This window comes from Arthrobacter sp. NPDC058097, assembly GCF_042884885.1.
Lineage (GTDB): Bacteria > Actinomycetota > Actinomycetes > Actinomycetales > Micrococcaceae > Arthrobacter.
Genome location: NZ_JBHVSZ010000001.1, coordinates 298,716 through 316,444 on the forward strand (window position 1 = coordinate 298,716; position 17,729 = coordinate 316,444).

The 17,729-nt window shown below is 69.3% G+C and carries 16 protein-coding genes and 1 pseudogene; 5 read left to right on the forward strand and 12 right to left on the reverse strand.

What is annotated here, in order from left to right:
- Nucleotides 1-112 precede the first annotated feature (112 nt).
- Nucleotides 113-1,021 (forward strand): LysR family transcriptional regulator, encoded by a 909-nt coding sequence (locus tag ACFVTE_RS01435; RefSeq protein WP_387095835.1) that lies wholly within the window; start codon nt 113-115, stop codon nt 1,019-1,021.
- A 6-nt stretch (nt 1,022-1,027) separates the two neighbouring features.
- Here ACFVTE_RS01435 and ACFVTE_RS01440 read toward each other — a convergent pair whose 3' ends face one another.
- The 3 genes from ACFVTE_RS01440 to ACFVTE_RS01450 form a co-directional block, all read right to left on the reverse strand.
- Nucleotides 1,028-2,002, reverse strand: a complete 975-nt coding sequence (locus tag ACFVTE_RS01440) for a spermidine synthase (protein WP_387095837.1) — start codon at nt 2,000-2,002, stop codon at nt 1,028-1,030.
- An 82-nt stretch (nt 2,003-2,084) separates the two neighbouring features.
- Nucleotides 2,085-3,644 (reverse strand): D-glycero-beta-D-manno-heptose 1-phosphate adenylyltransferase, encoded by a 1,560-nt coding sequence (gene rfaE2, locus ACFVTE_RS01445; RefSeq protein WP_387095840.1) that lies wholly within the window; start codon nt 3,642-3,644, stop codon nt 2,085-2,087.
- Complete coding sequence (locus tag ACFVTE_RS01450; protein ID WP_387095843.1) at nt 3,641-5,068, reverse strand: aldehyde dehydrogenase family protein; 1,428 nt, start codon at nt 5,066-5,068, stop codon at nt 3,641-3,643. Before ACFVTE_RS01450 ends, rfaE2 (ACFVTE_RS01445) begins: the two co-directional genes overlap by 4 nt.
- A gap of 270 nt (nt 5,069-5,338) precedes the next feature.
- On the opposite strand from ACFVTE_RS01450, the gene ACFVTE_RS01455 reads away from it, so the two are divergent.
- A complete protein-coding gene (locus ACFVTE_RS01455; RefSeq protein WP_387095845.1) occupies nt 5,339-6,532 on the forward strand; it encodes a glycosyltransferase family 9 protein in 1,194 nt (397 codons plus the stop codon).
- Here the strand turns inward: ACFVTE_RS01455 and ACFVTE_RS01460 are convergent.
- The 7 genes from ACFVTE_RS01460 to ACFVTE_RS01490 form a co-directional block, all read right to left on the reverse strand.
- Nucleotides 6,498-7,199, reverse strand: coding sequence for an SDR family oxidoreductase (locus tag ACFVTE_RS01460; protein WP_387095848.1), 702 nt, complete (start codon nt 7,197-7,199; stop codon nt 6,498-6,500). The genes ACFVTE_RS01455 and ACFVTE_RS01460 overlap by 35 nt on opposite strands.
- Nucleotides 7,200-7,244: 45 nt before the next feature.
- Complete coding sequence (gene rfaE2 / locus ACFVTE_RS01465; RefSeq protein WP_387095851.1) at nt 7,245-8,621, reverse strand: D-glycero-beta-D-manno-heptose 1-phosphate adenylyltransferase; 1,377 nt, start codon at nt 8,619-8,621, stop codon at nt 7,245-7,247.
- Nucleotides 8,618-9,265: an SIS domain-containing protein gene (locus ACFVTE_RS01470; protein ID WP_387097111.1), complete on the reverse strand. Its 648-nt coding sequence runs from the start codon at nt 9,263-9,265 to the stop codon at nt 8,618-8,620. Before ACFVTE_RS01470 ends, rfaE2 (ACFVTE_RS01465) begins: the two co-directional genes overlap by 4 nt.
- A gap of 95 nt (nt 9,266-9,360) precedes the next feature.
- Entirely contained in the window at nt 9,361-10,614 is a 1,254-nt protein-coding gene (locus tag ACFVTE_RS01475) for a glycosyltransferase (protein ID WP_387095854.1), read from the reverse strand.
- The gene (locus tag ACFVTE_RS01480; RefSeq protein WP_387095857.1) at nt 10,611-11,705 is read right to left on the reverse strand and encodes a glycosyltransferase; all 1,095 of its coding nucleotides are present in this window, start codon (nt 11,703-11,705) and stop codon (nt 10,611-10,613) included. The genes ACFVTE_RS01475 and ACFVTE_RS01480 overlap by 4 nt, the downstream gene beginning before the upstream one ends.
- A complete protein-coding gene (locus ACFVTE_RS01485; protein WP_387095860.1) occupies nt 11,702-12,778 on the reverse strand; it encodes a glycosyltransferase family 9 protein in 1,077 nt (358 codons plus the stop codon). Before ACFVTE_RS01485 ends, ACFVTE_RS01480 begins: the two co-directional genes overlap by 4 nt.
- The gene (locus tag ACFVTE_RS01490; RefSeq protein ID WP_387095863.1) at nt 12,775-13,326 is read right to left on the reverse strand and encodes a D-glycero-alpha-D-manno-heptose-1,7-bisphosphate 7-phosphatase; all 552 of its coding nucleotides are present in this window, start codon (nt 13,324-13,326) and stop codon (nt 12,775-12,777) included. Before ACFVTE_RS01490 ends, ACFVTE_RS01485 begins: the two co-directional genes overlap by 4 nt.
- A 114-nt stretch (nt 13,327-13,440) precedes the next feature.
- On the opposite strand from ACFVTE_RS01490, the gene ACFVTE_RS01495 reads away from it, so the two are divergent.
- Nucleotides 13,441-14,385: a glycosyltransferase family 9 protein gene (locus ACFVTE_RS01495; protein ID WP_387095866.1), complete on the forward strand. Its 945-nt coding sequence runs from the start codon at nt 13,441-13,443 to the stop codon at nt 14,383-14,385.
- Here the strand turns inward: ACFVTE_RS01495 and ACFVTE_RS01500 are convergent.
- Nucleotides 14,280-15,170: a sigma-70 family RNA polymerase sigma factor gene (locus ACFVTE_RS01500; RefSeq protein ID WP_387095868.1), complete on the reverse strand. Its 891-nt coding sequence runs from the start codon at nt 15,168-15,170 to the stop codon at nt 14,280-14,282. The two genes, ACFVTE_RS01495 and ACFVTE_RS01500, sit on opposite strands and share 106 nt — an antisense overlap.
- A 208-nt stretch (nt 15,171-15,378) precedes the next feature.
- On the opposite strand from ACFVTE_RS01500, the pseudogene ACFVTE_RS01505 reads away from it, so the two are divergent.
- A pseudogene (locus tag ACFVTE_RS01505) lies at nt 15,379-16,410 on the forward strand (NAD-dependent epimerase/dehydratase family protein); the annotation flags it as partial.
- A gap of 84 nt (nt 16,411-16,494) precedes the next feature.
- Here the strand turns inward: ACFVTE_RS01505 and ACFVTE_RS01510 are convergent.
- Complete coding sequence (locus ACFVTE_RS01510) at nt 16,495-17,139, reverse strand: hypothetical protein (RefSeq protein ID WP_387097163.1); 645 nt, start codon at nt 17,137-17,139, stop codon at nt 16,495-16,497.
- Nucleotides 17,140-17,341: 202 nt separating this feature from the next.
- Here ACFVTE_RS01510 and ACFVTE_RS01515 point away from each other — a divergent pair, with 202 nt between their 5' ends.
- On the forward strand, nt 17,342-17,626 hold the full coding sequence (locus ACFVTE_RS01515; protein WP_387095871.1) for a hypothetical protein: 285 nt from the start codon (nt 17,342-17,344) through the stop codon (nt 17,624-17,626).
- Nucleotides 17,627-17,729: the final 103 nt, after the last annotated feature.

Consider the following 17,729-nt stretch of genomic DNA (forward strand, 5'->3'; position numbering starts at 1 on the left):
GCACGCCGTTCACTTCAAACTCGTGCAGCACTTCCGATTCCCCCGAGTATTCCTGCAGAAGGAACGCGGTTCAATGACTAATCGGGCACTGGATTCGTGCAAAATTGCAGATATGGATGCCAACCCGGATGATCTGCTGGTGCTGCTCGCCGTCTCACGCTCGGCGAAGTTCACGACGGCGGCCCAGGTCCTGGGCCTGAACCACACCACTGTTTCTCGCCGGATCGCCGCCCTGGAAAAGGCACTCGGCGGCCGTGTACTCGCGCGGGCGTCCGGTGGCTGGGAGCTGACCGGGCTCGGGGCCCAGGCCGTGCTGGTGGCAGAGCAGGTGGAAACTGCGGTGCGTGCGCTGGGACCGTCAGGCCGCGCGCCTGACCCGATCACCGGCGTCGTACGCATGACCGCTACCGACGGCTTCAGCGCGTACATCGCCGCCCCGGCGGTGGCCCGGCTGAGGAGGGACCACCCGGGGCTCAGCGTCGAGATCGTCACCGTCACGCGCCGGGCGCTGCAGCAGCGCTCGGGACTGGACATCGAGGTGGTGGTGGGCGAGCCGCAGGTGCACCGGGCAGAAGCGTTCCGGCTGGGCGAGTACGAGCTCGGGATGTACGCTTCCCGGCGGTACATCGAGGCGAACGGGATGCCGGAAACGGTGGAGGCTTTGACGGCCCATCCGCTCGTCTACTTCGTGGACTCCATGCTGCAGGTGGACGACCTTGATGCACCGCGGCGGCTGGTGCCGGCCATGCGCGACGGCGTCAGCTCCACCAACGTGTTCGTGCACGTGGAAGCCACACGGGCGGGCGCCGGGGTGGGGTTCCTCCCCTGTTTCATGGCCGACCTGCATGAAGACCTGGTGCGCCTGTTGCCCGGGAACATCGCCGAACGGCTGCCCTACTGGATGGTCCTGCGGCCCGACTCGATGCGCAGGCCCGCCGTCGCCGCCGTGGTGACCGCGCTGCGCGAACAGACCACCGCCCACCGGGAGTGGCTCCTCGGGCAGGGGCGGCTCAGCCGGTGACGTGGCTCAGCCAGTGACCAAAGGCTGAGGCCCGGGTGCGTCTGCACTGGGTTCGTCCGCGCTGGGTTCGTCTGCCCGGGGTGCAGGGTCGTGGCGCACCGGGGCTCCGGCGGCGAAGGCCCGGACCTTGGCATCGTTCCAGATGTGCGCGGGCACCGCCCCGCCCAGGAGCCGCCGCGCGAGCTGCGGATCGTCGTCGAACGGCTGGTCGCTGCCGGCCATCACCATGTTGCCGTAGCGGCGCCCCTTCAGCATGGCAGGGTCCGCGATGATGAGGGTGTGCTCGAAGGCGGCCGCGATGGTGGCGGCATCCTCCCGCGCATTCTTCAGGTCCGGACCGTCGCCCGAATTCACCACGTAGATGCCGCCCGGCGCTAGGACCCGGCGGACATGCCCGTTGAACTCGGCTGTGGTGAGCGGAAGAGGGGTCAGCGCACCGGCGAAGACATCCCGGATGATGAAGTCGCGTGTGTCCGGGGTCAGGGTTTCCGTCACCGCACGGGCCTCGCCGACGCGCAGCCGCAGCAGCGGGGCCTTGGGCAGATCGAACCAGCCGCGGACGTACTCGGCGAGCTTTCCGTCGAGTTCCACCACCACCTGCCGGGCATCCGGATAGGCGGCATGGAAGTACCGGGCCAGTGAGCAGGCTCCGCCGCCGAGGTGCAGGCCCCGCAGCCGGGGCTTGGTCTCGGCCGGCCAGCGGGATTCGATCAGGGCGGACATCCAGCGCATGTACTCGAAGTCGAGAAACAGCGGATCGGCCAGGTCGATGTGCGAACTCATCACGCCGTTGATGCGCAGCAGCCAGCCGGTGGAGTTGTCCTGGTCGGCAATGAGCTCGCAGTCGCCGGTGTCGATGTAGTAGACGCCCTCAGCGGGGCCGTCTGCAGCCGCTTTCTTGGCCAGGTCCAGCAGAGCGGGGGCCGCCGCTACCGCTTTCCGTCCACCCGATTTCCCGCCTGACTTGGTGCGCCGTGCCATCAGTTCTCCGCCGCTTCCGTCATGCTTAAAGCCTAGTTGACCGCAGGCTGCCCTTGATCTCGCCAGGGTCGATCAGCGGGTCCTACGCCTCCGGCACGGGCGCGCCTTCGCCGTTGCGGATGCGCTGGACAATCGCCGTCGTGGAGCGCTCGGCCACGTAGTCGAGGATGGTCACGGTGCCGCCGTAGGCCTCCACGGCCTCCGTTTCGGCCAGCATCTCCGGGGTGTAGTCACCGCCCTTGGTGTAGATCTCCGGCCGCAGCTGTTCGATCAGCGGAATCGGCGTCGGGGTGTCAAAGACGGTGACGTAGTCCACGCAGCTCAGGGCGGCGATCACGGCGGCCCGGTCGGCCACGCTGTTGATCGGACGGCCGGGTCCCTTGAGCTTGCGGACGGACTCATCACTGTTGAGCGCCACCACCAGGATGTCGCCGAGCTGCTTGGCCTGGTTCAGGTAGCGCGTATGCCCGCGGTGCAGCACGTCAAAGCAGCCGTTGGTCAGCACCACGCGCTGGCCGTCGCTGCGGTGGGCACGGATGTGGCGCTCCAGTTCTTCGGCGGTCAGGGCGGTGTCAGCGAAGCTTTCGAGGTACCGGCCCAGCTCGTCCGTGCCGCACACCGAGGTCCCCGGATGGTGGACCACCACGTCCGCTGCCGCCTGCGCCAGGTCCAGGCTGGCTGTCAGAGGGAGGGACGCGGCACGCGCCAGGGTCAGCGCCGCCACGAACGTGTCGCCCGCGCCGGAGGCCTGTTTCTCGGTGGCGGGCCGGGCCCACGTCCGGTGCGGGTTTCCGGCGGCCGGGATAAGAACGGTGCCGTCCCGGTCCAGCGTGACTACGACGGCGCGTGCGCCCGTCGCCTTCAGCAGCTCGCCGCTGTGGGCGGTCACCACTTCTGCGCGCCCGGGCCCGGTGCCGAGCGGGAGGTCCAGCATCCGGGCGGCCTCCTGGGCGTTGGGCGTGACGAGGTCCGGCTCGAGTCCGGCCCACGGGCGGGGATCGTGCGCATCCACCACCACAAGCGTGTCCGGCCCGCGGTCCGCCAGCAATCCGATGAGCCGGCCGCGCACCGGTTCGGCGAGGACTCCCGTTCCGTAGTCGCAGATCACCACCGCATCTTGGTGCCCGACGGCGGCCGGAACCGCCGCCTCGAACGTCGCCAGCGCGTCGGCCGGGACAGCTGCCGCGGAGTCGTCGAAGCGCAGGAGAACCTGGCCGCCGCTGCTGATCCGGATCTTGGTGGTGGTGACCATCTCCGGGTGCCCGGCGAGGAGGGTGGTGTCCACCCCGGCGGCGACCAGTTGGCGCCTGAGTTCCGTGCCGGCGTCGTCCGTCCCGATAATTCCGGCCACGCTGACGCGGGCGCCGAGGGCGGCCAGGTTCATGGCGGTGTTGGCGGCGCCGCCTGGAGCGAAGTCGCGCCGCGCAATGTCCACCACGGGAGCCGGTGCCTCGCGGCACATCCGGTCGATCGAGCCGGACCACCAGCCGTCGAGCATGAAGTCGCCCACGACGGTGATGGCCGGCCGCTCTTCAGCCAGCCTCCGGGGAAGCCACGCCGCCAGGCCGCGCTGTTCGGAGAGCACGGGTTCGGAGGGCACCGCTTCGGAGGGCAGTGGTTCGGAATGTTCCGCGGCGGTCACGATGCCGCCCTGTTGGCTTCACGGGCCGCAGGGGCGGGAGGCGCGGCGATGTGGACCACCTTGACCCGGCTGAATTCGTCCAGGAGTTCGGGGCCGTAGCCAAACCCGTGCCCGCTGTCGCCGCGGGGCTGGGCCGCCCCGCCCGGCGCGCCGCCGAACACCTCGTTGACCTTGACCGTCCCGACCGGAAGCGCGGCGACGGCCTGCTGGGCGTGGGCGATGCTGCCGGTCAGCACGGTCGCAGCCAGTCCATACCGGCCGGCCGCGGCGAGGGTGAGCCCTTCCTCGAAGCTGTTCACCACGCGCACCGGAGCCACGGGGCCGAACGTTTCCTCGGACATGACGTCCATGGCTTCTATGCAGTCCACGAGGACCGTGGCCGGATAGAAGGCGCCCGGCCCGTCCGGAACGGAGCCACCCTCCACGGCCCGCGCCCCGAGTTGCTGCGCCTCGGCGACGTGCCGCTGGACAGAGTCCCGCATCCTGGTGTCCACGAGCGGTGCCAGCCGGTTATCCCGGTTCCGTTCCCTGGCCTGCTCCACCAAGGCCTGGCAGAACGGTTCTGCGATGGACGCGTGGACATAGATGCGCTCAACGGATGTGCAGATCTGCCCGCTATTGCTGAAAGCCCCGATCGCCGCCTGTTCCGCGGCCCAATCGGGATCGACGTCGGCATCCACCAGCAGCGGATCGTTCCCGCCGTTTTCCCTGATGACGTACGCACCCGTCAGCACCGCCGCCCGGGCAATCCGGTCGCCGGTGGCGCTGGATCCCACGTGGGCGAACATGTCAACGTCCGGCTGCTGGGTGAGGAGGGTCCCGACGTCGGCCCCTCCCGTGAGCGTGGCCAGCACGTTTGGCGGAAAGACAGGTGCCAGGGCCTCCCCCAGCAGCTTTCCCACGTGGGGGCAGCGCTCGCTCGGTTTGTGAATGGCCGTGTTCCCGGTGACCAGGGCAGCGCCGATGAGTCCGCAGGCGACAGCCACGGGGTCATTCCAGGGGGTGAGCAGCACGGCCACCCCGCGGGGCTCGGCGACGGTGTAGTCGGCGGCCAGCGCGTTGCCGCGAAGGCTGTGCCCGCGGTGTACGGGGCCCAGCTCCGCATACTGCTCCAGAGTGGAAACTCCGGCGGCAATGCCGGCCAGGGCTTCCTCCACCGGGCGGCCGGTTTCCTTTGCGTTCAATTCGGCCAGCCCGGCGCCAGCCGCGTCCAGCGCCCGGGCGGCCTCGCGCAACAACTTGCCCCGCTCCCCCGGCGGTGTGGCCGCCCAACCCGGCTGGGCGGCGCGGGCAGCCGCCACGGCTGCCGCCACCTCTGCTGCGTCGGCGACCGAAAGGCTGCCGACGGTTTCCCCTGTCCGCGGGTTCAGGATGGTGAGCATGTCTTCCGCATTGGCCAGCTCGCTGGTGATGGTCGATTGCATGTGGCTCCTCACTGGGATTTTAGGCATGCTGCTCAGTGTTGCCGGGCGTCCGTTCCCGCCCTCTCTGAGGTGATCCGTACCCCGGCGTCTGAGGGTTTACACGCACCCGAGGCAGGAGTTTTCAAAGCTGCCGGCCCGGGTTCCATCAGGCTGTAGGGCCGAGTTTTCCGGGCTGGCAATACGGGCCCGGTGCACCGTAGGGTGGGCCCCACTGAACGCGACTTGGACGCATCCCGACCTGAACGATCCGGAACCGAGAGGGCTGACTGCATGGAACTCTTCAACGCCGACTTTGGCGGAGCACGCATTACGGGGCACGGGATCGGCCCGGTTTTGGAACCCTTCGGCGGGATCTCCCGCATCGCCGTTCTCCGCGGCGGCGGGCTGGGCGACCTGATGTTTGCCCTTCCGGCAGTGGCAGCGCTGAAGGCCGCCTACCCGGACGCCCGCGTGACCCTGCTCTGCACACCGATCCAGGCTGAGCTGTTGTCCCAGACCGTGGGACCAGCGGATGAGACAGTGATTCTGCCGTTTGCCGAGGGCGTCCGCCCGGGACCGGAGGACCACCACGAACTGGACCGGTTCTTTGCCGCGATGCGCGCCCGGAACTTTGATCTGGCCGTCCAGCTGCACGGCGGCGGCCGGTACTCTAACCCTTTCCTGCTCCGGCTAGGAGCCCGTCACACCGTGGGCACCAGGACCCCGGACGCAGTACCGCTGGAGCGGACCGTACCGTACCTGTACTACCAACACGAGCCGCTCCGCGCCCTCGAGGTTGCGGGATTCGCCGGGGCCGCTCCCCGTGAGCTCGAGGCCAGGCTCCAGGTGCTTCCGGAGTTCCACCAGCAGCTCGAGCAGGACCTGCCGCTGGGAGACGGCGGGCCGGGCAACGGCGCGCCCGGCGACCACCGCGTACTGGTGATCCATCCGGGTGCGACTGATCCCCGCCGTCGGTGGCCGGCCGAACGCTTCGCGGCCGTGGCCCGAAGAGCCGCCGACGAGGGCTTCCGGGTCGTCGTGGTGGGCGACAGCAGCGAAAAGGAACTCGCCGAGACGGTGGTGGAACTCGCCGTCGGGGACTCCGGAAGCGCCCATCCGGCCATCGAGTCACTCGCCGGCAAACTCAGCCTCGGTGAGCTCGCTGCACTGCTCGCCAGCAGCAGTGTCGTGGTGGCGAACGACAGCGGACCGCGCCACCTGGCCCAGGCCTTGGGCACTCCCACCGTGGGCGTTTACTGGGCGGGCAACGCCATCAACGCTGCACCCCTTGGCCGTAGCCTGCACCGGGTCCGCCTCGGCTGGGCCACGCGCTGTGAGGTATGCGGCGTCGATATCACCCAGGTCGGGTGGACGGCCCCACGGTGCCCCCATGACGAGTCCACCGTGAAGGCCGTCGAACCCTCTGAGGTCTACGAGGACGTTCTCCAGCTCACGGCCACGAGCCCTCTTCTTCGTGGCAGATGAGCATTTCCCGGACCTCGCAGCCCGTGGGCTGGGAGAGAACGAACAGGATTGCCTGCGCCACGTTGCCGGGGTCGTTCAGCCGTGAGTCGTCCTGCGGCTTGTACTGCTCGGCCCGGTCATCGAAGAACCGGGTCTTCATGCCGCCGGGGATCATGGTGGTCACGCCGATCTCGCCGCCCGTCTCGGCGGCCAATGAGTGGCTGAAGCCCACGACGCCGAATTTTGAGGCGCAGTAGGCGGTGGCCTCCGGCAGTGCCCGCTTGCCCAGCGTTGACGCGATGGTGACCACCCGTCCACGGGATGCCTTCAGGTAAGGAAGGGCCGCCCGGACGACAGAGACCGTGCCCATCAGGTTGACCCCGATGACGCGCTCCCACTCGTCCGCGGCCACATCCTCCAGCTTGCCGCAGCGGTCGATGCCGGCGGCGGTGACCACGGCATCCAGCCCGTCCAGGGTTTCCGCGGCCTGCTGCACAGCCTCGGTCACGGCAACGCGGTCCGAGACGTCCACTTCGAAGGCCTTGGCCGCGGAGACGTTCCGGATGTCCCGGTCCAGCACCACCGGGGTTCCTCCGGCTTTCAGTACGGCATCGACGACGGCGGCCCCCAGTCCGGAGGCACCGCCGGTTACCAGGACCCGGCCGGGCCGGATAGTCGATTCAGTCATGGTGTTCCTTTCGCTTGGGACAAGTTCAAAAATTTGTTGGGCAATTTAGCTGACCTTCGCCAGCGCATCCGCGAGCACGGAGGTGGACCGGGCCTGGTGGAAGGGCACCGTCACGCATCGCCCGCCCCAGCTCTCGACCAGCCCGGCCTCGGGTAGCTCCGACGCACGGTAGTCACCGCCTTTCACCCAGACGTCCGGCCGCAGGGTCTCAAGGCAGTCCTCGGGTGTGTCCTCCCCAAAGACCAGGACAGCGTCGACGCATTCGAGCGCCAGCAGGAGTTCGGCCCGGTCCTGCTGACTCACGAGGGGGCGCTGCTCTCCCTTGATCCTGCGCACCGACTCATCCGAGTTCAGGCATACGATCAGGCAGTCGCCGAGGGCCCGGGCTGCCGCGAGGGTGCGGGCATGGCCGGCGTGCAGGAGGTCGAAGCAGCCGCCCGTGGCCACGACCGTTCCGCCGTTGGCGCGCACCCGCCGGGCCATTCCGATGGCGTCCTCCTCGCTGCGGTGGTCCCAGACCGGCCGCTGGCGGTCCGGCAGGGAAGCCACCCCGCCGGCGCCGAGGAAGGCCGCCGCTTCATTGATCGCCAGTTCGGCGGCGTCGCTGAGGATGCGGCCCTCGGCCAGGTGCACGGCCAGGCTGGCCGCGAGCCGGTCGCCGGCGCCGCAGGGATCGGTGACCTCGGTGGGAGGCGCCGGGATGGTCACCGGCGAAGCGCCGGGCCGGGACAGCAGGCCGCCCCGCTCCCCCATGGTCACCAGGACCGCCTGGCTTTGCCAGCGGTCCAGCAGCGCTTGGCCGACGGCGGCAACCGCCGCAGGTGCTCCGGCGCCCGGACCAGCGGTCCCGGAGTCGGCGGCCCTGGCGGCCTCGGACAGGTTGGGGGTCACCACGGCCACGCCGCGGACGGGGACGGCGCCGGAAGGATGCGGATCCCATACGATCGGGATGTCGCCGGCGCGGGCCTCGAGCAACCGCCGGATCTCCGGATTCGCGGCGACGCCCCTGCCGTAGTCGGCCACTACGATCACCTCGGCCTGTTCCAGCGCCCTGAGCATGCCCGGGGTGGCCACCGGCACTTCCGGCCGCTCGCACCCCTCATCCACCCGCACCACCGGTTGGCGGCCCGCCCTGACCCGCGTCTTTACCGGTGTCCTGGCCCCGGAGGGCCCGGAGACAACCCGCATGCCGGCGAGCGCGCCTTCCAGCGCGAGGGAGGCATCATCGTCGGAAAGCACAGTCACCAGCGTGACCCGGTGGCCGTCGTGGGCCAGCATCCTGGCGACGAGCCCGGCACCGCCGGCCCGGCGCCGGACATCGGAGACGTCCACCACCGGCACGGGTGCGTCTGGGCACAGCCGTGTTGCTTCACCGGAAAGGTCCACATCCAGCAGGACGTCGCCCACCACCGTGATTCTCATCCGCGATCAGCCTCCGGGCCGGGCACGCCCTGGCCCCTGCGGGCCACTTCGGCTTCAAAGGCGCGGCAAATGGCGTGCAGTGCGATCAGGTGCCCCTCCTGCGCGTTGGCCGAGATGGCATCGATGGCCACGGCGTCGTCGCAGCAGGACGCCAGCGGGTTCGGCGCCGTCCCTGTCAAGGCCCATGTGGTCACGTTCAGTCTGGCTGCCGCTTCGGCTGCGCGGAGCAGGTTGGGGCTTTGGCCGCTCGTGGACAGCAGCACAAGGATGTCCCCGGACCTGCCGTGGGCGCGGACCTGCCGGGCAAAGAGCTCGGCGTAGCCGTAGTCGTTTGCAATGGCTGTAACGGCCGAACTTTCGGCGTGGAGGGAGATGGCGGAAAAAGGCATCCGCTCGCCGTCAAACCTGCCCACCAGTTCGGCCGTGAGGTGTTGCGCCTCAGCGGCGGAGCCTCCGTTCCCGGCAGCGAGCAGCTTCTGCCCGCTCAGCAGGCGCTGAGCCAGCTCCACGCCCCAGCCGGCCAGTTTGTCGGCCTGGCTTTCCAGGGACCGCAGGGCGGGCAGGACGTTTTCCAGGTGCGTCCGCACAGCATCCCGCGAGCTCAGGACTGCTTCGTCTCCGGGGGCGGCCTCCGGAGAGGACAGGGCGGTCTCGTGCCCGACGGGATTCTCGGAGAAACCGGGCGGATCGCCGATCCGGGGCAAGGCAGGAAGCTCTGCCTCCCGCAGGGATTCCGGAGTCACAGTGCCGCTCCTTCCATCGGTTCAAGGCTGCCTGCCTCCGCAGAGCCGGCGATGGCAAGCTGGTAGGCCTTTTCGGTTTCCGCGGCGACCCTGTTCCACGAGTAGCGGGCCTTCGCCCGGCGCTCGCCCGCCCGCCCGAGTTTCGCTCGGAGTTCCGGGTCGGCCAAGAGGGTGCCGACGGCCTCTGCGATGGCCTCCGGGTCCTTCGGCGGCACGTGCAGGCCGGTTTCACGGTCCACTACGCTGTCCGTCAGGCCGCCCACTGCAGCGGCGACCACCGGAACGCCGCAGGCCATAGCCTCGAGGGGAACGATGCCGAAGGGCTCGTACCAAGGTGTGCACGCGACGGCATCCGCACTCCGGAAGATGCCGGGCATGGCGTCCCGGGGCACCTGGCCCCGGAGCTCCACGTGGGCTGCCACGCCGAGCTCGCGGGCAAGATCCAGCAGCCGGCGCGCCTCCGGATCGTGTCCGTCCGGGTCAGCCCCGCCGCCCACAATCAGCAGTTCGACGTCATCGAATCCAGCCTTGAGCAGATACGGCAGCGCACGGATCACCAGATCCACGCCCTTGCGCGGAACCAGCCGGCCCACGGACAGGATCCGGTTGGACCGTGAGGGTGTGTCGGCCGGGCCGTCGCTGGAGAAAAGGTCCAGGTCCACACCGCAGGGAGCAATCGAAACCCGGCGGGTGTCGATTCCCATGGCCCGCAGTTCGAATACCTCGTCGGAGCAGGTGGCCACGATACGGTCCGCCGACCGGCCCACCGACGGTTCGAGGAAGCGCCGCTCGGCCGGGCTCGTGTCGGCGGCGCCCTGGTGGCGGCGCTTGACCGTCCCCAGCGCGTGGAAGGTCTGCACCACGGGAACCCGAAAGCCGCCCGGCTCGCGGCGTGCCGCGTCCAGCGCGGCGACCCCGGACATCCAGAAATGGCCATGCACCACGTGCGGCGGTGAGCTGCCCCAGTCCTGGACCACTCCGTCCGCGAGGGCGGACATGAAGGGCAGGAGCTCGTCCTTGGGCACATGTTCGGCCGGCCCGGCGTCCACGTGCACCACCTCGAGCCGGGGGTGCACCCGTACCCGCGGAGGCAGATCGGGCGCGTCACGCCTCGTATAGACCGTCACCCTGTGGCCGCGCCGGGCCAATGCCGACGACAGGGCGGCAACATGTACATTCTGGCCACCCGCATCCACTCCGCCAAGCGCTGCCAAAGGACTGGCGTGTTCCGAAATCATTGAGATCTTCAATGCGTATTCCCTTCTCGCGCCGCGGTCAGGGCATCCGGTCCGGACCCCTTCGAAGCTGCATCCCCGGATGCCGCCACTTCCCAAAGCCCCCGCTGCGGGCCGTGCCCCTTATTGGAGCGGGCCGGTCCTCCCGCCACCAGGTCGGCCAGTACCTCGTCCCAGTCGGCGAGGAACCGCTCAAGTCCGTAGCGCTCAAGCGCTGCCTCCCGGGCTACCTTGCCCCGCCGTCGTGCTTCCTCCGGGTCGTTGAGCAGCAGGCGCGCGCAGCGGCGCAATTCCTCCACGTCGGTGGAGATGCAGCCTGCCTCGGACGGGACGGCCCGCGCCGCCTCGGTGGTGGCCAGCGCCAGGACCGGCATGCCGAGGTGCATGGCCTCCAGCAGCGCCAGCCCCAGGGAAGTCCAGCGCAGCGGGTGCAGGTACGCCCGGCAGCGCGCCATTTCCCGGTGGAGCTCTGCGGTTTTCAGGTCCCCCCGGACTGTGAGGAGTGCGGCCGGAATGCCGGTGGCTTCCGCCAGCCCGTCGCCGCCCATGCCGAAGACCTGGAGCGGGGCCGCGGTGGCGAAGCGGGGCAACAGGTCCGTCCCGGTCACACGTCCGCGGCGGACCGGTTCATTGACCACAACGCCCAGCTCCGGAACCTCACCCGTGTACAGGTAGCCGGGATCCGCGATGCCGTGCTCGATGACCTTGGTGGGTGCCCGGCCGCTGTCCCAGAACAGCTCGTTGAAGTGGGTCACATGGACGATCGGGATGTCGCGCTGCTCTCCGAGCGGATGCACGGTAAAGGGCACATCGCCTTTGGGCGTGTTGTGTTCCACGTACACGGCGGGAAGGTCGACGCCGGGTCGGCGGCCCAGGACGCGCGCCACCTCCGCCGCTTCCTCTGGACGCTGGAGCACGACGGCGTCGACGCTGCCGGCGTCCAGCTCCGCGAGCGCCACCTCCCGCACGGAAGCGGGCCAGTCCCGGTCCGCGCGCCCCAGTCCCCAGGCGCCGCGGCCGGGCAGGACCGGCAGCAGGTACTCGTGCCGGCCGCGGACAAAGGCGTCCGTCCACCCCCCGTGCACGTGCCAAAGCAAAATTCTCATTGTTTCCGGACCTTCCTCCGTGTGCTGAGTGAGGAGACCCCGCTCAGCAGGCGTTCCACCGCGTCCACCACCTGCTCGGGCGAAACCGAGCTGAGGCAGGGATGTCCCGGTACCGGGCAGTCCCGTGCGCGGCTGAGCCGGCACGGCGCGTTCTGGTCGCCCAGCAGTTCCAGCGGAACCCCGTACGGCGCCCAGCGGACGGCCGGCACAACTGGCGAAAACAGGCTGACCACAGGGGTTCCGACGGCGGCCGCCAGGTGGGCGGGTCCCGTGTTTCCGGTGACCACGACGTCCGCGTTGGCCAGGACCCCTGACAGGGTGGCCAAGTCCGTCCGGCCACCCAGGTCGATGGCGGAGGGGCCGGCCACCGTCGCGGTTAGGGCGGTTTCCCCCGGCCCTCCGGTCACCACCACCCTGTGGCCTGCGCCCTCCAGAAGTTCCACCGCCGCCGCATGGTGGAGCGGCGGCCAGGCCCGCGCGGGCACCGTTGCCCCGGGATGGACCACCACGTAGGGGCCGTCACCGACGAGGTGGCGGATGCCGGGAGGGTCCTTGACCATGAGCTTCCCGTCGTCGCCGGCCTTGAGCTGGAAGCCGGCGGCCCGGGCGATGCCCAGCGCCCGCACGGATTCCGGCTGATCCTCGGGAAAGTCCTCGCCTGGCCTCAGGCGAACGTCCAGGAGTGAGCCCGCGTAGTCGGTGGACGCGCCGGTAATGCGCTCAACGCCGGCCAGCCGCAGGAGGAGCGCCAGCGGAAGCGGCGACTGGTGGAAGGAGGTCAGGATGACGGCCTCGGTGATGCGGGAGTTCCGGACGAAGCCCACCAGCGAGTCCAGGTGCGGTCCGGTCACCGGCGGTGCCGGATTGCTGATCCACGGGGCGTCCCAGGCAAAAACGTCGGCCACTCCGGGCAGCAGCGACGCCGCCGACTGGCCCTGCGGTCCGCAAAGTACGACGACGTCGTTGGGGCTGCCGCCGTCGGCCCGCCGTCCGTTCGCCACGGCCCGGACTGCCGGGCCCGCCAGGAGCACGTCACCGACGCTGTCCAGCCGGGCCACCAGGACCCTGCTCATGCCGGTCCCTGGAGCACGGGGTCCCGAAGCAACAGGGCAAGGGCCTGCCCGAGGTCCGCGGCCACCTCGGGGGCCGCTTCGACCTCTTCGGCTCTGGTCTGCGAAGTGGGAACCAGGACGCCCCGCGCACCGGCAGCCGCTGCGGCCTCCACGTCGCTGCCGATGTCACCGATAAACGCCGCCTCGGACGGGTCGATGCCAAGGCGCCGGCAGGCGCTGTGGATCATGCCCGGCGCCGGTTTCCGGCACAGGCACCCGTCGCCGGCGCCGTGCGGGCAGACTTCCCACACATCGAAGGGCCCCAGCAGATCCTCCACCCGCGCGTTCACCCTGTCCACCTGCTCCGCCGTCAGAAGGCCGCGGGCGATGCCCGACTGGTTGCTCAGCACGCCGATGGCAAGCCCCAGGCTGCGCAGCTCGTCGAGGACCCGCCGTGCGCCGGGGTACGGCTCGACCAACTGCGGGTCACCGTTGTACGGCACGTCAACCACGAGCGTCCCGTCCCGGTCGAACAGCACAGCCTTGAGCGTCAAAGCGTTAGTTGCCATACCCCCTCCGTTCCCCGCCCGGCAGAGACCTAAACAACCGACCGCCCACTTCTTCTCGGCTAGACTCCTCGACAAGCGGCTAGCAGAGCCGGGCCGAGGAGCAGAAGGACTGCAGTGGAAGCACCAAACGGCAAGCATGAACAACCCATCCTGCTCGTGCTGCGGGCCCTGAAGCTGGGCGACCTGCTGGTTGCTGTGCCGGCGCTCCGCGCGCTGCGGCGCGCCTATCCGGAACACCGCCTGCTCTACGCGGCCCAGGACTGGCTGGCGGATGCGCTGGAGCTGGTGGGCGGTTTCGAACTGCTTCCCACCCATGGCCTGGACGTTCCGATTCCCATCGAGGCAGGCACTGTGGACATTGCCGTGAACCTGCACGGCAGCGGGCCGGAAAGCGAGGCCCGGCTCGCCGCCGTCCGGCCCCGGACCATCCTCGGCCACCGGAACCCCGAACGGCCGGGACCGGCCTGGCTGGAGGAAATCCACGAGCGCGAGCGGTGGACCAGGCTGCTGCAGTGGCACGGCATCGATGCAGAGCCGGACGATTTCCGTCTTCTCCCGCCAGCGGTTTCCAGCCCGTGTCCCGGCGCCACGGTGCTGCACGTGGGGGCCGCCTACGGCAGCCGGCTGTGGCCGGAGGAACGCTTCGCCGAAGTGGCACGCACCCTCGCGGCGGATGGCCACCAAGTGGTGTTCACCGGCAGCTCGGCTGAACGGCCGCGGGCGCTGGACGTTGCACGGCTCGCCGGACTCACGGAGTCCCAGGTTCTGGCGGGGCGCCTGCGGCTGGCCGAATTCATGGCCGCCATCGCGGAGGCCCGGCTGGTGGTGTCAGCGGACACCGGCGCGGCGCACCTCGCCTCTGCGTACTCGCGGCCCTCGGTGGTTCTATTCGGACCCGCTCCGGCCGAGGTCTGGGGACCGCCGCCGGGACCGCACATTGTGCTGACTGACCCTCAGGCGCGGCGCGGCGACACCTTCGCCGCCACCCCCGATCCCGCCCTGCTGGCGGTTTCGGTGGAGGATGTTTTGGCGGCCGTAGGGCAGCTCCGGCTGGCCTGATCCTCGTCGAGCAGCCGGCGCTGGAGCCAGACCAGGATCCGGGAGAGCCGCCGGGACACCTGCATCTGGGAGATCCCGAACCGTTTGCCCAGTTCCACCTGGGTCTCCTCGCGGTAGTATCGCCGGTACAGCATCTCCCGGTCGTCGGGGTCCAGCTCCTGGATCGCCTCATTGAGGCACACGAGTTCTTCCAGATGCTCGATCGGCTGGTCCGGCGAGACCAGCCCCTCGCCCATGGTCGGGCCACCCCACGGATCGGGGCTGTCCAGCGAGTCGGGATGCATGCTGCTGCCTGCTGCCTGCGCTTCCCGGACCTCCGCCGGGGTGACGCCCAGTTCGCTGGCCAATTCCTGTGCCGACGGGACGCGGCCCAGCGACTGCGACAGGTCCGGGGCGGTGTGCAGGAGCTGCGTGCGCACATCCTGGATGCGCCGCGGCGGCCGGACGGTCCAGCACCGGTCCCGCAGAAAACGCTTGAGTTCGCCGCTGATGGTGGGTGCAGCGTAGGCCGGGAAGCTTTCGCCCTTCTCTTCATCGAAGCCGCGGGCGGCCTTGACGAGGCCCAGGTAGGCCACCTGCACCAGGTCTGAGCGTTCCCTGCCGCGGGCTGCATACCGCGAGGCGAGCGACTCAGCCAGGTCCAGGTAGTTGAGCACCAGCTGGTTCTGGAAGGCGTCATGCAGCCGCCCAGTTTGGGCCGCACTTGGGGGCACCGGCTGGAGGGCCGAGTGGGCTGCTGTGTGGCTTGGGAAGGACGCGGACAAGGAGGGCGGGGTTTCTGGCATTGTCGTGGGTTCCTTCGATTCGGAGGTCGAGAAAGCCTGCGGCAAGACTTAGAAGTAGGAAATCATAAGCGTGCTTATTACACAATGGTCCCGAGGCGATAGGGTCGAACGAAGCACACGGTCACGCCCGCCGTCGGGCGACTTGGCCTGAATGTTCCACCCAAACTTGCACGGCACACTTTCCACGGCATCGGACGGAAGGCATTTCATGCGTATCGCGATCACGGGCGCCAGCGGCAATGCAGGGACAGCGCTCCTGCGGAGGCTCCAAAGAGCCGGCAAGGAACAGCCGGGCGGGCTAGAGCTGGTGGGCATCAGCCGCCGCGCGCCGGACACGTCACGGCCGCCGTACGCGGGCGTCGAGTGGCACGCCCTGGACGTAGGCAGCGAGGGGGCTGCAGAGGACCTGGCGAGGGCTTTCACCGGCGCCGATGCAGTGGTGCACCTGGCCTGGCAGATCCAGCCGAACCGAGACCTCCCCCAACTGCACCGCACGAATGTCACGGGTACCGCGAACGTACTGGCAGCCGCACGGGAGGCAGGAGTCCAGCACATTGTGTGCGCCTCCTCGGTGGGCGCATACAGCAGGTCGGCAAAGGACCGCCGGGTGGATGAAAGCTGGCCGGCAGGAGGCATGGACGGTTCCCATTACAGCCGGCACAAGGCAGAGCAGGAACGGCTTCTGGACAGCTTCGCGGCAGGCAATACGTCAGTTGCCGTGGCCAGGCTGCGCCCCGGGCTCATCTTCCAGAGCCAGGCCGGAAGCGAAATCGGCAGGTACTTCCTCGGGTGGGTTCACCCGAGGTTCGTCCCGCGCCGGCCGGCGTTGCCGATTTTGCCGATTCCCGAGGAACTGATCTTCCAGGCGGTGCACGCCGACGACGTCGCTGAAGCGTACTGGCGCGTACTTGAGCGCAGGGCCAGCGGGGCATTCAATGTGGCGGCCGAGCCGGTGGTCACGCCGCAGAACCTGGCCAGGCTTTTCTCCGCCAAGAGGATCCTCCCCATTCCGGTCCGCGCGCTGCACGCCTTCGTTGGCGCCACGTGGCGTCTGAGGTTGCAACAAACAGACTCGGGATGGGTGGAGATGGCGGCCGGTGCACCGATCATGGACACGCGGCGGATCCGGGAGGAGCTCGGCTGGGAGCCGCAAACGCCGTCGCTGGAAGCCATCCGCGAGGTGATTGACGGCATGGGAAGAGGCGCCGGCGTACCGGCGTCTCCCCCGCTGAAGCCGCGTCCTGACGCTCAAGCGCCGGCACTAGCTCAGCGGCCGCTCGTCACGGCGGGGGTTGCGGCTTTCAGGTGTAACGGTCGACGGCGGCTACTCGCGCGGGGTGTTCCGCCGGGTAGCGTCGGTGGCGGCGTCGGCGTTGCGCACGTCGGCGTCGTGCACATCTCCGACTTGCCTGCCAGCGCCGCGCTCACCACCCAGGTCCCGTTCATTCATCCGAGCGTCGTCGGCCCGCCTGTCATCTGCCCGGGCGTCGTCGGCCCAGGTATCAGTGTTGCGTGCGTCGGCGTTCCGTGCGTCGGCGTCCCGCATGTCACCGGTCCCGGGAGCCCGAAGATCGTCACGCCCGGCGTCCGTCCGTGCATCGGCGCGCCGGTTGCCGTCCTCGTCCACGTCCGGGTCCAGGGCATTCGCCTTGTACTGGTGCTTCTCGGCATCCGTCCGCAGCTCCTGCGCGGATGACTGCCGCTGTTCGGCCTCCTGGCGAAGCCTCGCGGCCTCGACCTGCGCCTTCTCGGCGTCAGCCTTGGCGTGCATGGCCCGGGCCTCGTTTTCGCGAGCCTCAAGGTCGGCGTTCTCCGCCTTCCTGCGGATCTCGGCAGCGTGCTGCCGGTTCTGCTCATCCCTCTTCTGCCGGAAGGCCTCCCGGCGCTTGCGGCTGGACATCAGAAGCACCGCGATGAGCGCGATGACGACGATTACAACGACGATCCAAATCCAGGCAGTTGGGTCCACCGTGGATCCACCTCTCTCTTTTCCAGTACGTCATTATCCGGCAGGTCCGGCCGCCGGGACCCGGCGCAGCGGTGCCGGAGGGTGGCCGATTGAACTAGCGGCGATCAGGGTACTTACGATCTAATAGTAACCATGCTTACTATTTTATGGCGAGTGGTTGCCGGTGTACCCGGCACCGCCACATGTTGGAGAGGGATTGACCATGACGGAGAACCAACAGCCGCAGGGCACAAGCGCCCCGGCCGACGCTACCCTGCCCGCTTCTGACAAGACCGCTGCCGAAGAAGCCGGGGCCGGCGCCCGGAGCGGCGGGCAGGACCCCAACCCGTTGGCTTCCGGCCAGCTGGCCGAGACCCCGCAGTCGAACACCCGGATGGCGGACGATCCCCTGGATGGGAGGCAGCCGGCCGACGATCCGCTGGGAAGCGACCCGCTCACCATGGACCGCCGCAACCCGCCAAGGACGCCTGGACTCCAGGTGCCCTGACTGTAAGCGACCCGAACCTGCGACCTGTTGCACGCCCCGCGAGCCCGACCCCCTGATAGCGGGCAGGAAACGATCCGCGACGCCGGAAGACGTCCTGCCCGCG

Bases quoted from the DNA above. Each gene is read 5' to 3' on its own strand.
- ACFVTE_RS01485 (WP_387095860.1), bottom strand. From the start codon at position 12,778: ATGAGCAGGGTCCTGGTGGCCCGGCTGGACAGCGTCGGTGACGTGCTC.
- ACFVTE_RS01500 (WP_387095868.1), bottom strand. From the start codon at position 15,170: ATGCCAGAAACCCCGCCCTCCTTGTCCGCGTCCTTCCCAAGCCACACA.
- ACFVTE_RS01460 (WP_387095848.1), bottom strand. From the start codon at position 7,199: ATGACTGAATCGACTATCCGGCCCGGCCGGGTCCTGGTAACCGGCGGT.
- ACFVTE_RS01490 (WP_387095863.1), bottom strand. From the start codon at position 13,326: ATGGCAACTAACGCTTTGACGCTCAAGGCTGTGCTGTTCGACCGGGAC.
- ACFVTE_RS01440 (WP_387095837.1), bottom strand. From the start codon at position 2,002: ATGGCACGGCGCACCAAGTCAGGCGGGAAATCGGGTGGACGGAAAGCG.
- ACFVTE_RS01515 (WP_387095871.1), top strand. From the start codon at position 17,342: ATGACGGAGAACCAACAGCCGCAGGGCACAAGCGCCCCGGCCGACGCT.
- ACFVTE_RS01480 (WP_387095857.1), bottom strand. From the start codon at position 11,705: ATGAGAATTTTGCTTTGGCACGTGCACGGGGGGTGGACGGACGCCTTT.
- ACFVTE_RS01450 (WP_387095843.1), bottom strand. From the start codon at position 5,068: ATGCAATCGACCATCACCAGCGAGCTGGCCAATGCGGAAGACATGCTC.
- ACFVTE_RS01455 (WP_387095845.1), top strand. From the start codon at position 5,339: ATGGAACTCTTCAACGCCGACTTTGGCGGAGCACGCATTACGGGGCAC.
- ACFVTE_RS01435 (WP_387095835.1), top strand. From the start codon at position 113: ATGGATGCCAACCCGGATGATCTGCTGGTGCTGCTCGCCGTCTCACGC.
- rfaE2 (WP_387095851.1), bottom strand. From the start codon at position 8,621: ATGAGAATCACGGTGGTGGGCGACGTCCTGCTGGATGTGGACCTTTCC.